The following is a 13461-nucleotide window of genomic DNA, read 5'->3' as shown; positions in this document are numbered from 1 at the left end:
ATCGTACGGCGGTCCGAGAAGATTGGAGCGTTCCAAAAGCATTGTCAACGCGTTGAAGTCGTCGTTAAGGTTTTTGGAACGCTCCAATGCCATGAGAGGTTCCGCTCTGTTGGACACGACTGTCAAGACCCAAGACCCTGAGATTCCCGACACGCGTTCCGGCGCCGAGGACGGCCCGGCCCCCCAGGGCCTCCAGCCGTTCCTGCACGACGCCTGTGTGACGCTGTACGCTCCGAGCTTCGCGATCTCGCACGCGGACGGGCAGATCGACGGCCCCGCGGACGGCTTCTACCACGGCGACAGCAGGGCGCTCTCCCGGCTGACGGTCGCGGTGGACGGCACGGAGCCGGCACCGGTGCGAGGAACCCTGGAGGGCGCGGACCGCGCGGCCTTCCGCAGCGTGCTGCGCGGCCTCGGCGAGTCGACGGCGGACCCTGCGGTCACCCTGCGCCGACGGCGTCGCGTCACCCCCGGCAACCTGGAGGAGACCTTCGAGGCGAACAACGCCGGGGGGCGGTACGTCCGTTTCCGGCTGGTCGTCACCGCCGGGACCGACCTCGCCCCGATGGAGCGGGTCAAGTCCGGCCATGTCCTGCCCCCGGTCCCGGCCGGCACCGTCGAGGACGGATTCGTCTGGTCCGGCGGCGCCTTCTCCGTACGCCTCACCAGCCGTACGCGGCCGGCCGCCGTCGACCCGGCCGCCGGACGGCTGGAGTACGAGGTCGAACTCGCGCCGGGCGCCACGTGGACCGCCGTGCTGCACTGCGAGGCCGCGCACGAGGACGGCGACCAGTTCCCCGCGCCCGCGGAGGGCACCCTGCCCTGGCGCACACCCGCGCTGCGCAGCGCCGACCGGGGCTTCGACCACTGGCTGAGCCGGTCCGCCGCCGACCTCGACCGGCTGCGGCTCACCGATCCGCAGCGGCCCGCCGACCAGTTCCTGGCCGCCGGGGCCCCGTGGTTCCTCACCCTCTTCGGCCGCGACTCCCTGTGGGCCGCCCGCATGCTGCTGCCCCTGGGCACCGGCCTGGCCGCCGGCACCCTGCGTACGCTCGCCCGACGCCAGGGCACGAAGTCCGACCCGGCGACCGAGGAGCAGCCCGGCAAGATACTGCACGAAGTGCGCCGCGCCACCCAGGACTTCGACCAGGGCTTCTCCCTGCCGCCCTGCTACTACGGCACGGTGGACGCCACCCCGCTCTGGGTCACCCTGCTGCACGACGCCTGGCGCTGGGGCCTCGCGCCCGAGCAGGTCGAACAGCTCCTGCCGCACGCCGAGTCCGCCCTCGCGTGGATGCGCGACCACGGCGACGCGGACGGCGACGGCTTCCTCAAGTACGTCGACCACACCGGCCGGGGCCTGGCCAACCAGGGCTGGAAGGACTCCGGCGACTCCATCCGGTACGGCGACGGACGGATCGCCACCGCCCCGATCGCGCTCTGCGAGGTCCAGGCGTACGCGTACGAGGCGGCCCGGGGAGGCGCGGACCTGCTGCGCGCGTTCGGCCGCCCCGGAGCCGACGCGTGGGAGGAGTGGGCGCAGCGGCTGCGCGAGCGGTTCCGCGCCCGTTTCTGGGTGGAGGACGAGCGGGGACCGTACCCGGCCGTGGCGCTCGACGGGGAGGGCAGGCCGGTGGACTCGGCCACCTCGGGCTTCGGCCACCTGCTGGGCACGGGCCTGCTCGACCACGAGGAGAGTGCCCTGCTGGCCGCCCGGCTCGGCGCGCCCGACCTCGACTCGGGCCACGGCCTGCGGACCCTGAGCAGCGACTCCGTGGCGTACAACCCGTACGGCTACCACATCGGTTCCATCTGGCCGCACGACACCGCGATCGCGGTGCACGGCCTGGTGAGGGCCGGGTTCCCGGCGACGGCCGCGTCCCTGTCCGCGGGTCTGCTGACCGCTTCCGACGCCTTCGACGCCCGGCTGCCCGAGTTGTTCGCGGGCCACGGTGCGGCGACGGACGTGCTGCCCTCGCCCTATCCGGCTTCCTGCCGCCCGCAGGCATGGGCGGCGGCCTCGTCCGTGCTGGTCCTCCAGTCGGTGCTGGGACTCTCCGCCGACGTGCCGGGCGGCACGCTCACGGTCGCGCCCGCCTTCGCCGAGGCGTACCGGCCGTTGCGGGTGGAGGGGCTCGAAGTCGCGGGCGGACGCCTCGACATCCGCGTCGACGCCGACGGCACGGCGCACGTCGACGCGCCCGGGGGCCTGGAGGTGAGGCGGGGACACCCGAGCCCCCGTTGACGTGGGGTCGCGGCGTCCCGTCACGGGCGGCGCCGGGCGTGCCCGGGGCGGCGGGGCGGGGGAGCACGCGCCGGTGCGGGCGGTTCAGCGCGTCGTGCGCGCGGACCCGCCCGCCCGGCGCAGCGCTTGACGGGCCGACCAGAGGACGGAGACGAGCGGCACCGCCACCACGGCACCCAGCACCCCCGCCGTGATGGCGCCGCCGATCACCGCGACCGCGACCACGACGGGGTGCAGACGGACCGCCCAGCTCATCACGATCGGATGCAGCAGATGGCCCTCGATCTGCCCGATGACCACGATCAGCGCGATGACGACGGCCGCCACGACCGGACCCTTCGCCGCCAGGGCCACCACGGCGGCGATCGCGAGCGCGATCGGCGAGCCGATCAGCGGGACGAACGCGGCGAAGAACTCCAGCAGCGCCAGCGGAACCGCCAGCGGAACCCCGAGCGCGAACAGGGCCAGCCCGACGAGCACGGCATTGGTCGCCGCCACCAGGACGATGCCGTGGGTGTACCCGGTGAACGTCCGCCAGGCCGCCCGGCCCGCGATCTCCACCCGGTCCCGGGCCGTCTCCGGGAGCTGTGCGCACAACCAGTTCCAGTGCCGGTCCCCCGAGTGGATGAAGAAGACCGAGCAGAACAGGGCGAGCGCGAACACCGTCACCACCTCGACCAGTCGCCCCACCCCGCTGAGGGCCGTACTGATGACGACGGAGCGATGGCGGGAGAGGTACTCGCCGATCCGGGACTGGAGATCGTCGAGCACATGCGGGTCCAGCCGGAACGGCGCCGCTTCCAGCCAGCGCTTGATCCGCCCGAGTCCGGCACCGAACTCCCGCTCCAGCCCCGCGCTTTCCCTCGCCACCGCCTCGCCGACGAGACTGAGCACACCGAGGACCAGGACGATGCTGCCGAGCACGGCCAGGGCGACGGCCAGCGACCGGGGCAGCGGACGGGCGAGGAGGTCCGCGACGGGCCGCAGCATCGCGGTGCCGACCAGGCCGAGGAAGACGGCCACCGCCACCTCGTGGAACCGTCCCAGGACGGAGAAGGCCGCGTACACGACGGCCCCCACGACGAGGATCCGCCAGGCGTACGCGGCGCACGCCCGCAGCGTGGGGTTCACCCGTGGCTCGCGCCGGCCGCCACGGGGCGGCGCGGGACGCGCGCGCGCGATCCGGGACGCGGGGCCGGGCGATCCGCGCCGCGCCCGGCGGGGGGCGGCACGAAGACGCGTCCGGCGTGCTCCGGGCTGGCCGCCGGAGGCCGTGCGGTCGGGCTGCGGATGCGATGGCCTGGGCATTCCCCTGCTGGTACCAGCAGGGACGGCGTCGTTCGGGGCTCCCGGGGCGACATGCGCGGGAAGTCACCCTACGGGCGGAGCCCCGGGCGTGCTCCGGGGCACGCGCCACGAGGGGGCGAGGGCGTCCGGGCCGGTGGCCGTGGGAGGGCGTCGGGCCACCGACGTTCCACGTCACCCCTACGTGGTGTCCGGCGCATACTGGAGTGAGATGCGTGATTGGAGGACTCCATGATCGTCCTTGGCGTCATTCTGCTGATCCTCGGCCTGGTGACGGGCATCTCGATTCTGTGGACCATCGGCATCGTGCTGGTCGTGATCGGACTCGTCCTCTGGGTCCTGGGCACCGTGGGGCATGCCGTGGGCGGGCGGCGGCACTACTGGTAGGACCCGGTCCGCCCCCAGTAGCATCGCGCCTCGACCCCGCTGCTGTCGCCCGCTGTTCGAGCGGAGGACGGCGGCACACTGCCAGGGAGACCGTGATGCTGAGGGCGTTTGACGACCTGTCCACGCCGCTGGTGGCCGACGCGTGCCTCCGCAGCGGAGTCCCGCTGCGTGCCGCACCGGCGGGCATCGGCGCGGTGACGCCGGGGCACCGCATCGTCGGCCGGGCCCTGTCGGCGCGGCACCACGGCAGCGTGGACGTCTTCCTGGCCGCCCCGACCGGCACGGCCCGGAACCGGTGAGCCGGGCGCGGGGTGGAGCGCCGCGGCCTCCCGCCGGGCGCACGCAGCGGACTCACACGGCGCGTTCGACGAGGAACGGGAGCAGCGCGAGGATCTCGTCGAGCGCGCCCGGTGCCAGGGGAACGCTCTCCAGACTGCGGCGTGCGCCCTCCAGGTGCCGGTGGGCCTCGGCCAGCGTCTCCTCCCGCCCGCCGGCCTCCTCGACGAGACCGGCGGCCCGCCGTGCGGCCGGGGCGTCGAGCGGGTCCCCGGTGCCCAGGAGAACCGCCAGGCGCCCGGCGGCCGGACGGTCCGACGCGAGGGCCGCGAGGACGGGGTACGTCTTCTTCAGCCGGCGCAGATCGCTGTGGACGGGCTTGCCCGTGACCTCCGGATCACCCCAGATGCCGAGAAGGTCGTCCACGGCCTGGAACGCGACCCCGAGGTGCCGGCCGGCGTCGGCGAGGGCGTCGACGGTCGCGGACGGCGCACCTGCGAGCACACCGCCCAGCCCCGCCGCGCAACCGAGCAGCGCACCGGTCTTGTGCTCGGCCATCCACCGGTACTCCCGCGGTCGCACCGCCTTCGGCCCGGTCCAGGGCCGGGACTCGAAGAGCAGGTCCTCGGCCTGGCCGCGTACCAGGTCGGCCAGTGTCGCGGCGAGATGCCGCACCGCTGCCGCGCCGTGCGGGCCGGGAGCCTCGGCCAGCGTCCGCACCGCCAGCGCGAACAGCGCGTCCCCCGCGAGGATCGCCGGTCCCGTCCCGTACGCCTTCCAGACGGTGGCGCGCTGTCTGCGGGTCTCGTCGCCGTCCATGATGTCGTCGTGGAGGAGCGAGAAGACATGGATCAGTTCGACGGCGACCGCACCGACCACGGCCTCCTCCGCGGGCGCGCCCGCGGCCTCGGCGGCGAGCAGGGCGAGGGCCTGACGGACCCCCTTGCCCTGCGAACCCGGCGGCGGGCCGCCGTCCGCCGTGTCCCAGCCGAAGGAGTAGGCGGCCATCTCCGCGTGCCACGGGTGCAGTTGGCGCACGGCACGTGCGAGCGCCGGGCGGACCAGGTCGCGGCAGCGGCCGAGGATCTGCGGCGCGGTGGGCCCGCGCGTCACGGACGGAGAGGTCATCGTCGCCCGCTCTTCTCGTCCGCGTCATCGGCCGGTGCCACACCGAGTTCGGCGAACGCCTTGTCCACCATCTCGCGGGCGTTGAGCAGGCCGATCCGGTCCAGCGTGCGGCGCAGTTCGGTCAGGTCGGCGACGGTCTCGTCCGGGGCGCGGCCGAGCCGGGCGAGCGACTTGACCAGTCCCAGCCGGGCCAGGGCCTCGCCCCGGGGTTCGGTCATGGCACGGAACTCGTCGAGCGCCTGCGCGTAGACCCGGCGCGCCTCCTCGTAACGGCGGGCACGGAAGAGCACGTTGGCGCGCATCTTGTGGTTGTACGCCAGGGCGCTGGACAACTTCATCTCGCGGCACGTGAGTTCGGCCTCCGAGAGCAGGGCCAGGGCGCGCTCCGGGTCGTCCCGCAGGGAGATGATGTCGGCCATGCCGCGCAGGGCCCAGGCCCGGCCCCGCCGGTCGTCCGCGGCCCCGGCCAGTTCGGCCGCCTCCTCGAACATGGCCAGCGCGCTGTCGAGCGAACCGGTGTTGCGGTGGATCTGGGCGATGCCCTCCAGGGCCCAGACCGTGTGGCGTGCCTCGCCCCGGGCGCGCGCCTCGGCCAGCAGTTGTTCGTGCAGGGCCGCGACGGTCCGGTAGTCGCCCTGTATTCGCCCCGTCTCCGCGAGACCGGCGAGGGAGTACCCGCGCGCGACGATGTCCCCGCCGCGTTCGCCCATGTCGGCCGCGAGCTCCAACAGGCGGAAGGCGAGCCGGAGTTCACCACGCTGCCGGGCGAGCGTCCCGCCGCTCCACAGCGCCCATGCCATCGCCCCCTGGTCGCCCGCCGAACGGGCCGCCCGGTAACTGGCCTTCCATGCCCGGTCCGCCTCCTCGACGTCGCCGAGCCGGCGGTGCGCCTCGGCCACCGCGAGCCCGCAGCGCGCCACCTCCTGCTGCGACCCGGTGAGCTCGGCCTCCCTCAAGTGCCGTAGTCCTTCGGCGAGTACGTCCGTGAGTGAGGAGTTCACCGACATCTTGGTGAGGGCGCCCTGGTACTCGGGTGCCAGTGCCTTGCTGTGCATGGAAGCCTTTCGCGCGCGTCCGGGACGCCGGCAGTGACTCTATGCACATCATGTATACATTCGGTGCATAGTTGACTGGTGGTCGCACCCGGGCACTCGTGGGGTTTCGGACAGGGTGTCTCTTGCGGCGAACCGCCTTGCTGTTGATCAAGACGGTGGGACGGTGCCCGAGGTTGCTCCGGGACCAACGGAAGTCGAACACCGGCTGATTCGCGCCGAGTGCCGGGAGCCGGGACATCGCTTCGGGCGGGCGATTCGGTCCGGAGATCCGGGTTGCCGGGTCCCGATGGCCGGTTCGGGACGGATCCCGCCGTTCGGGCCCGGGACACGCGGCGGTGCCGCGACGGGCCCCGGCGTCCGAGGCGGCGGCGCCGACGGTGAATCGGCGGGCGCGGGCCCGGTCCGGCCGTACGTCAGCGGTCGAGCGGCCTGCCCCAGGAGGCGGGGGCGGCGGAGGCGAGGTCGGCCCCGCGCACCGGGCGACGCTCGTCGTGCCAGACGGCGGTCAGCGGCACGTCGAACGGGAACTCGATGTCCGTACCGTCCTCGAACGAGACGACCACGTGGGTGTCCGGGCCCGACGGGTGGTTGTCCACCCACTGCACGTGTTCCACCGTGGGCGTCAGGACCCCGTTCGGATCGACCAGCCGGTAGCCCTCGTCCACCTCCTGGGACTGCACGGGCATCAGCGCCGGCTGCTCCCTCGCCGCTTGCTCGTTGCGGAAATACGTCGTCATCCGGCCAAAAGTACCGGACTCCGGGCTCGGCGACGGGCCGCGGATGCGAGTGATTCGCACGACCGGGTGGTCCTCGGTGAACGGCTCGCGCGAAGGGCCACGGCCTCGTGCGCACGGGGCCATGGCGGGGGCTGAACGGCCGCCGGGCAGTACCGTCGACGCGCCGCCGTCCGCAGGCGGAACCGTCCTTCGGGCCTCACGCGGGGACGAGGCCGTCCGCCGGGCACCGACCGTCGTTACGGCCGCGGCCCGCCGACGGAGCCGGTGCGGGGCCTCGCGGCCCCGTACGGCCCCGGCCGGTGGCGCTCGCGAAGCGCCACCGGCACGTTCTGGCTAAGCTCGACGGGGGGCCGGACCACCGACCGACGGAGGCTCCCATGACGACGGCGATCGAACTGCGCGATGTGGCCCCCCGCCTTGCCACCGGCGCGTTCCTCCTGAACTCCGGCCTGGGCAAGCTGAAGGCGGACGAGGAGACCGCCCGTACCGTGCACGACATGGCCTGCGCGGCCTACCCGTTCCTGCGGAGGATCGAGCCCGGGCGATTCACCCGGATGCTCGCCTGGTCGGAGGTCGCCATCGGCGGCGCCCTGGTCTCCCCGGTCGTGCCGACGCGACTGGCCGGACTGGCGCTGACCGGGTTCTCCGGAGGGCTGCTCGGCCTCTACCTCCGGCTGCCCGGAATGCGGGAACCCGGCAGCCTGCGGCCCACGCAGAACGGCATTCCGCTGGCCAAGGACACCTGGATGCTGGGCATCGGGCTCGGATTCCTCGGTGCGGGCGCCCGCCGGACGGCCCCCCGCCGCTCCAGGTGCCACCGGCGCCGGTGCCGGTGCCGGGGCTGACGGTCAGCCGGATCCGGGGCGGGCACTCGCGGAACGTGCCCGGCGCGGGGCGATTTTGGGAGCGGGGGACGCGAGCCGCCACACCCTCGCGCGCGGGACATTGGCCCACACCGTGCGTCCCGCGACCGTCCCGGGCGGTGCCGAGATAGGCGAAGTACGCCGGGCCGCACGGCCGGCTCGACCACGGTCCGGGGCCGGACGGCGGGTGGCGGCTCACCGCCCGGCTGCCGGTCCGGGGGACGGGCCCGGAGCGGGACGGGGCGGGGAACACCGGGGCCCCGGCGCCGCGACGGGGCGCCCCGCTCCGCAGCGAGGCCGGGCGGTGAGCGCGATGCCCATCAGGACGATGGTGGTGGACGACGACGCGCTGGTCCGGCCGGCGCTGACCGATCTGCCGGCGACCGATCCCGGCATCGAGGTCGTCGCCCAGGCGGCCGACGGCCTTCAGGCGGTGGCGCAGGCCACCGCACACCGCGTGGACGTCGCCCTCATGGACGTACGCATGCCGGGGCTGGACGGCATCGAGACGATCGCGCGGCTGCGCGGGTTGCCCCACGCGCCGCGCGTCATCACCCTGACCACCTTCGATCCGGACGCGTACGTGTACGAGTCGCCGGCGGCGGGGGCCGACGGCTTTCTGCTCAAGGACGTCGCTCCGGCGGAGATCCTGCGGGCCGTGCACGTCGTGGCGGCGGGATCGGCCCTGCTGCACCCGTCGGCGGCCCGGCGGCTGATCGACCGCTGCCAGCACACCGCCCGCACGGGGAGCGGAGTGGAACGGGAACGGGTCGACCGGCTGACGCCGCGCGAGCGCGAGGTGCTGGTGCTGCTGGCAGAGGGGGCCACGAACGCGGAGATCGGGGGACGGTTGGGCATGAGCGAGAGCACCGTGAAAGCCCATGTCAGCCGCATCCTGACTACGCTGGGAGTGGGAAACCGCGTCCGTGCGGCGCCGGCCGCCCGGGACGCCGCGCTGATACGGGACGCCCGCCCCGTGCTTGGTGACGGTGAGTGATGGCCTGGGGTGCGGTGTCCCGGGAAACCTGGTTCCGTGGCGGAGGCGGCTCCACCCACAGATCCAAGGAGTGAACATGAGCGAGTCGGATGAATACCGTGGCCGGGTGAAGGAGTTGCGCGCCAAGGCGAAGGACCTCGACGAGGCCGCCGAGCGCACCACCGATCCCGAGGAACGCCGGCGCCTGAAGGACAAGGCCCGCCGGATCGAGGTGGAGTGCGAGCAGGTCAGCGGCATGGCGAGCGGGGACATCTACCCCATGGAGTGACGGCCTCTCCCCATGGGCCGACGGCCCCGTCGACCCCGTGGCACGATCGCTCCCACGCCCATGGCGTGTCGGCCCGCGCCCCTGCCGGCCGGCAGGGCGGGCGTAGCACCGCGCGGCTCCCGAGCTTCCGCGCACCACCGCTCGGGGGCCGCGCGGTTCCGTGCGACGGGCCGGGGAATCCGTGCGGGAGCCGGTCGCTGTACGGGAATCCGTGCGGGAGCCCGGCGTTGTACAAGGACGTGAACTCCGTGATCGCGGCCACCCGCTTCTCCGTGCTCGACCGGTCCCGCATTCGTGAGGGCCACGACGGCCCGGAGGCGATCCGCGACTCCGTGGGCCTGGCCCAGGAGGCCGAGGCGCTCGGCTACCACCGGTTCTGGGTGTCAGAACACCATGGCGTGCCGGGTGTCGCCGGTTCGGCGCCGACGGTGCTGGCGGCGGCCGTCGCGTCGGCGACGTCCACCATCCGGGTCGGAACGGGCGGAGTGATGCTCCCCAACCACCGACCACTCGTGGTGGCCGAGCAGTTCGGGGTGCTGGAGTCGCTCTTCCCCGGCCGGATCGACATGGGTCTCGGGCGCTCGGTGGGCTTCACGGACGGCATCCGCAGGGCGCTGGGCCGGGACAGGAGGGCGGCGGAGGACTTCGCCGGGCAGCTCGACGAACTCCTCGGCTGGCTGGACGGCACGCAGACCGTCCACCCGGGGGTGCATGCCCACCCCGCCGAAGGCCTGCGCATCCCCGCGTTCGTGCTGGCCACCGGCGAGGGGGCCGGTGTGGCCGCGGCGGCCGGACTGCCGCTGGTCGTCGGGGACCTCCGTGACCGGGAGAAGCTGCTCCGGGCCGTCGAGCGCTACCGCCGGGAGTTCCGTCCCTCGTCCCGGGCCGTCGAACCCTACGTCGTGGTGTCGGGCACGATCGCGCTCGCGGCCGGCACGGAGGAGGCCCGGCGCCTGCTGATGCCGGAGGCGTGGTCCCTGGCGTACTCCCGCACCCACGGAGTGTTCCCGCCGCTCGCCCCTGCCGGGAGGATCGAGGCCCTGGCCATGACGGAGAAGGAACGCGACCTCTATGAGAAGGGGCTGCGCGGTCATGTCCAGGGGACGGAGGACCAGGTGGCCGCCGCCCTCGAAACGGTCATCGGGGAGACCGGAGCGGACGAGGTGCTGGTCACCACCAGTACTCACGACCGCGAGGCGTTGGTGGACTCGTTGCGCCGACTGTCCCGGGTTGCGGGGCTGACGGCCGGCCGGGCCGCGCGGGCCCGCGCATCACGGCCCTGATCGCCGGGCGGGAACGCCCCCGCCCCGCGCGAACACCGAGCACCTTCCCGCGCGCCGCGGCCGGGCGGGGCGCCGGCGCCGGGCGCGGCGCGCGTGTCGATCGCGGGGCCTGCGCGGAGCAGCGGCCATGGTGAGGGCATGAACAGCGCTGACCTTTTGACGGACGCGTTCGGCCGCGTCCAGGAGACCGTGCACGCGGCGGTCGAGGGCGCGTCGCGCGCCGACCTCCACACCCGGCTCGACGACGGGGCCAACACGATCGCCTGGCTCGTCTGGCACCTCACCCGTGTCCAGGACGACCACATCTCCGACGCCTCCGGCACCGAGCAGATCTGGTTCACCCAGGACTGGGCCTCCCGCTTCGACCTGCCCTTCGAACAGTCCGCCACCGGATACGGGCACAGCGCCTCGGAGGTGGCCGCCGTGCGCGTGGGATCGCCCGACCTGCTGCTCGGCTACCACGACGCCGTGCACGAGCGAACCCTGGAGTTCGTCCGCGGACTCGACGGCAGGGCACTGAACCGCGTCGTCGACGAGGCGTGGTCGCCACCGGTCACCCTCGGGGTCCGATTGATCAGCGTCGTCTCGGACGACCTGCAGCACGCGGGACAGGCGGAGTTCATCCGGGGCTCGCTGGCCCGGCGCTGACGCCGTCGCCGGAACGGCCCACCGGGAAGCCCGCGGCGCGTCCGGCCCGCCCTCCGGCCTTCTTCCGACTCCCCGGTGGAAACACCGTGCGTTCCGGCACCGGGGAGCGGGTGTTTCACACCTTGAGCCCGACACCGCTCACCGCGTGGCCCTGCAGTTCGTCCACCCCGCCCCGGGCGGGATCCGGGCGCCAGGCCGACGTCCTCACCACGCCCGGCTCCACCAACTGCAGGCCGTGGAAGAAGTCGGCGATCCGCTCGGGGCTGCGCAGGTGGTACGAACTGGCCGCGTTCGCGTTGTACGAGGTGACGGCCTGGTTCAGCGAGTCGCTCGTGTTCGTGCCGTCGCTGAGGGCCAGATAGCTTCCCGAGGGGAGCGCCGCCAGCAGCCCGTCGACCAGCGTCCACGGGTCGTCCTCGTCGGGCAGCTGCCCCATGATCCCCAGCATGGTCAGCCCGACCGGCTCGGTGAGGTCCAGTGTCCCGGCAGCCTCGGCGAGGATCGTGTCGACGTCCCTGACATCGGCGTCGATGTACGCGCACGCGCCCTCGGGGGTGCTGGTGAGCAGGGCGCGCGCATGGGCCAGGACGAGCGGGTCGTTGTCGACGTAGACGATCCTGGACTCGGGTGCCAGCCGCTGGGCCACCTCGTGCGTGTTGTTGGCCGTCGGCAGGCCCGTGCCGATGTCGAGGAACTGGCGTATGCCGGCCTCCGCGGTCAGGAAGTGCACCGCGCGGGCGAGGAAGGCCCGTTGGAGGCGGGCGATGGCGGCGAAGTCCGGGAACGCCTGCAGGATCATGTCGCCCATCCGATGGTCGACGGCGTAGTTGTCCTTGCCGCCCAGAAGGTAGTTCCATACGCGGGCGGAATGGGGCCGGTCCGTCTGGATCCGGTCGGCCGGAGACTGCGGTGAGGTACTCATGGCCAGATCTTCACATATGCCATGCGGATGTGCCCCGGCTGGTGCGGGATCTTCGCGGAGACCGGTGAATCGCGCCGAGGCACGGGTGTTTTCACCGGAACCCGTCCCTGACGGGCCATCAAACCCGCAGCCGACACGTCCGATCACGCGGCTTTGCGCGAGGAGGGGCGCCGAGGGGCCCGTGTTCGGGGCTCAGCCGTCCATGCCCAGCCTCTTCGCGAGGGCGGGCGGAACCGGATAGACCCGTTCCGGCGGCAGCAGCCGCTGGGCCTGCGACGCCCGCCCGCTCTGCTTCGCCGCCGCGGCTTTGCGCGCCTGGGCGGTGATGTCGGTGAGGTCGACGACCCAGTCCTCGGCGAGGGTACGGATCAGCCCGCGTCCGACGCCGACCTGGATGCTGTAGTGATTGAGCGCGGCACCCCGCAACGAGCGTTCCGGATCCCACTGCACGTGGACGGGGGCTTGTGCCACGGCCGCCGGATCGGCCGTCGTCAGCACCGCCGAGGACAGCGCCTCCTCCCATCCGGAACGGGTGATCCGTACCGCGAGGATGCGTTCCTGCCCCGATTTCCGGGCCCAGTTGCTGCGATGCATGAGCCACAGGAACGAGGGCTTGATCCACGTCATCCGGTGGAACGAGAACGGCGGCACGAAGCGCCCGGCCCGCAGGCAGGGATCGGCGATCGCGGGTGAATACGCCTGGTAGACCACGATCGTGCGAGCGTCGTACCGGGCGCGTATCTGGTACCGGGGGGTCACCGGCGCATCCTGCCCGGACGTCGCGACCACCCGCAAAGGGTTATCTCCGTGTGACTGGAACCGCTGGTTGGCGACAGGGCTCGCGATTCGCCCTGGCGGTCGTGGGAGTTGGCAGCGGTAGGTGGCGGTTTCCGGCAATGGGCGTCCGGGGCCGTCGGCCTTTCCGGAACGGTGGGAGACGGCGGGTGACGGCGTGTTCGACGTCGAGCCGAACCAGCGGCGAGCACCGTGTGGCCAGGCGTGTCCGGCTCTTTCCCCGGTTGCCCGTGGTCTGGGGAGCGGCGGCTCTTTTGAGGAGGTGGGCGTCGACCACTCCACTCCCTCACCGCACCCATCCCCGGTCGGCGGGATACCACCGGGCCTCAGGCGGGACTGACGTGAGCGGCGATGACGCGCCAACCGTTCCCGGCCGCGTGGACCCAGGTGCGCGTGCAGCGCAGGCGCGCGGTGAACTCCTCTCCCTCGAACGTCCCGGCGAGCGTGCCGAGGAACCGGGCGGCGCCGGTCGTGCCCACGACCAGGACCGCGAGGTCCTCATTACGGTCCGTAGCTGGACCGTGGCGCCGCCGATGACAGCTTCCCTTCACC

Annotated in this window: 15 protein-coding genes; 8 read left to right on the top strand and 7 right to left on the bottom strand. The window is 73.2% G+C overall.

Features of this window, described 5'->3' with window-relative positions:
* Window positions 1–109: 109 nt before the first annotated feature.
* On the top strand, window positions 110–2245 hold the full coding sequence (locus AMK22_RS12730; RefSeq protein ID WP_242433948.1) for an amylo-alpha-1,6-glucosidase: 2136 nt from the start codon (window positions 110–112) through the stop codon (window positions 2243–2245).
* A gap of 84 nt (window positions 2246–2329) precedes the next feature.
* Here the strand turns inward: AMK22_RS12730 and AMK22_RS12725 are convergent, their stop codons facing one another.
* Window positions 2330–3376 carry an AI-2E family transporter gene (locus tag AMK22_RS12725; RefSeq protein ID WP_073784398.1) on the bottom strand — a complete coding sequence of 349 codons (1047 nt, stop codon included), beginning with the start codon at window positions 3374–3376 and terminating at the stop codon, window positions 2330–2332.
* A gap of 405 nt (window positions 3377–3781) precedes the next feature.
* On the opposite strand from AMK22_RS12725, the gene AMK22_RS40035 reads away from it, so the two are divergent.
* Both AMK22_RS40035 and AMK22_RS12720 read left to right on the top strand, forming a co-directional pair.
* Window positions 3782–3937 carry a DUF6131 family protein gene (locus tag AMK22_RS40035; RefSeq protein ID WP_199883202.1) on the top strand — a complete coding sequence of 52 codons (156 nt, stop codon included), beginning with the start codon at window positions 3782–3784 and terminating at the stop codon, window positions 3935–3937.
* 95 nt (window positions 3938–4032) lie between these two features.
* Complete coding sequence (locus tag AMK22_RS12720) at window positions 4033–4236, top strand: hypothetical protein (protein ID WP_242433947.1); 204 nt, start codon at window positions 4033–4035, stop codon at window positions 4234–4236.
* A 52-nt stretch (window positions 4237–4288) separates the two neighbouring features.
* Here AMK22_RS12720 and AMK22_RS12715 read toward each other — a convergent pair whose 3' ends face one another.
* From AMK22_RS12715 to AMK22_RS38340, 3 genes are all read right to left on the bottom strand, one after another.
* Window positions 4289–5341, bottom strand: coding sequence for a polyprenyl synthetase family protein (locus AMK22_RS12715; protein WP_073784396.1), 1053 nt, complete (start codon window positions 5339–5341; stop codon window positions 4289–4291).
* Window positions 5338–6396, bottom strand: a complete 1059-nt coding sequence (locus AMK22_RS12710; RefSeq protein ID WP_073784394.1) for a tetratricopeptide repeat protein — start codon at window positions 6394–6396, stop codon at window positions 5338–5340. The genes AMK22_RS12715 and AMK22_RS12710 overlap by 4 nt, the downstream gene beginning before the upstream one ends.
* 413 nt (window positions 6397–6809) lie before the next feature.
* Entirely contained in the window at window positions 6810–7133 is a 324-nt protein-coding gene (locus AMK22_RS38340) for a hypothetical protein (protein WP_073784391.1), read from the bottom strand.
* Window positions 7134–7510: 377 nt separating this feature from the next.
* Between AMK22_RS38340 and AMK22_RS12700 the strand changes: the two genes are divergently transcribed.
* The 5 genes from AMK22_RS12700 to AMK22_RS12680 all read left to right on the top strand — a co-directional run bounded on the left by AMK22_RS12700 (window position 7511) and on the right by AMK22_RS12680 (window position 11192).
* A complete protein-coding gene (locus AMK22_RS12700) occupies window positions 7511–7978 on the top strand; it encodes a hypothetical protein (RefSeq protein ID WP_073784389.1) in 468 nt (155 codons plus the stop codon).
* Window positions 7979–8309: 331 nt separating this feature from the next.
* Window positions 8310–8993 (top strand): response regulator, encoded by a 684-nt coding sequence (locus tag AMK22_RS12695; RefSeq protein WP_073784387.1) that lies wholly within the window; start codon window positions 8310–8312, stop codon window positions 8991–8993.
* A 76-nt stretch (window positions 8994–9069) separates the two neighbouring features.
* Window positions 9070–9261: a DUF6381 family protein gene (locus AMK22_RS12690; protein WP_073784385.1), complete on the top strand. Its 192-nt coding sequence runs from the start codon at window positions 9070–9072 to the stop codon at window positions 9259–9261.
* A 239-nt stretch (window positions 9262–9500) separates the two neighbouring features.
* Window positions 9501–10544, top strand: coding sequence for an MsnO8 family LLM class oxidoreductase (locus tag AMK22_RS12685; RefSeq protein WP_073784493.1), 1044 nt, complete (start codon window positions 9501–9503; stop codon window positions 10542–10544).
* A 138-nt stretch (window positions 10545–10682) separates the two neighbouring features.
* Complete coding sequence (locus AMK22_RS12680; protein WP_073784383.1) at window positions 10683–11192, top strand: mycothiol transferase; 510 nt, start codon at window positions 10683–10685, stop codon at window positions 11190–11192.
* Between the two features lie 115 nt (window positions 11193–11307).
* Here AMK22_RS12680 and AMK22_RS12675 read toward each other — a convergent pair whose 3' ends face one another.
* The 3 genes from AMK22_RS12675 to AMK22_RS40030 form a co-directional block, all read right to left on the bottom strand.
* Window positions 11308–12114, bottom strand: a complete 807-nt coding sequence (locus AMK22_RS12675; RefSeq protein ID WP_073784381.1) for an SAM-dependent methyltransferase — start codon at window positions 12112–12114, stop codon at window positions 11308–11310.
* 192 nt (window positions 12115–12306) lie between these two features.
* Window positions 12307–12873 (bottom strand): DUF4291 domain-containing protein, encoded by a 567-nt coding sequence (locus AMK22_RS12670; RefSeq protein WP_073784491.1) that lies wholly within the window; start codon window positions 12871–12873, stop codon window positions 12307–12309.
* A gap of 362 nt (window positions 12874–13235) precedes the next feature.
* On the bottom strand, window positions 13236–13460 hold the full coding sequence (locus tag AMK22_RS40030; RefSeq protein WP_199883201.1) for a DUF4440 domain-containing protein: 225 nt from the start codon (window positions 13458–13460) through the stop codon (window positions 13236–13238).
* Window position 13461: the final 1 nt, after the last annotated feature.

The sequence above is a fragment of the Streptomyces sp. CB01580 genome, assembly GCF_001905795.1.
Lineage (GTDB): Bacteria > Actinomycetota > Actinomycetes > Streptomycetales > Streptomycetaceae > Streptomyces.
The sequence above is the reverse complement of the archived record's forward strand: the minus strand, read 5'-3'. Positions and strand labels throughout refer to the sequence as shown.

Coding starts and splice junctions, on each gene's coding strand:
- AMK22_RS12710 (WP_073784394.1), bottom strand. CDS start 6,396: ATGCACAGCAAGGCACTGGCACCCGAGTACCAGGGCGCCCTCACCAAG.
- AMK22_RS12720 (WP_242433947.1), top strand. CDS start 4,033: ATGCTGAGGGCGTTTGACGACCTGTCCACGCCGCTGGTGGCCGACGCG.
- AMK22_RS12680 (WP_073784383.1), top strand. CDS start 10,683: ATGAACAGCGCTGACCTTTTGACGGACGCGTTCGGCCGCGTCCAGGAG.
- AMK22_RS40035 (WP_199883202.1), top strand. CDS start 3,782: ATGATCGTCCTTGGCGTCATTCTGCTGATCCTCGGCCTGGTGACGGGC.
- AMK22_RS12690 (WP_073784385.1), top strand. CDS start 9,070: ATGAGCGAGTCGGATGAATACCGTGGCCGGGTGAAGGAGTTGCGCGCC.
- AMK22_RS12695 (WP_073784387.1), top strand. CDS start 8,310: ATGCCCATCAGGACGATGGTGGTGGACGACGACGCGCTGGTCCGGCCG.
- AMK22_RS12700 (WP_073784389.1), top strand. CDS start 7,511: ATGACGACGGCGATCGAACTGCGCGATGTGGCCCCCCGCCTTGCCACC.
- AMK22_RS12675 (WP_073784381.1), bottom strand. CDS start 12,114: ATGAGTACCTCACCGCAGTCTCCGGCCGACCGGATCCAGACGGACCGG.
- AMK22_RS38340 (WP_073784391.1), bottom strand. CDS start 7,133: ATGACGACGTATTTCCGCAACGAGCAAGCGGCGAGGGAGCAGCCGGCG.
- AMK22_RS12715 (WP_073784396.1), bottom strand. CDS start 5,341: ATGACCTCTCCGTCCGTGACGCGCGGGCCCACCGCGCCGCAGATCCTC.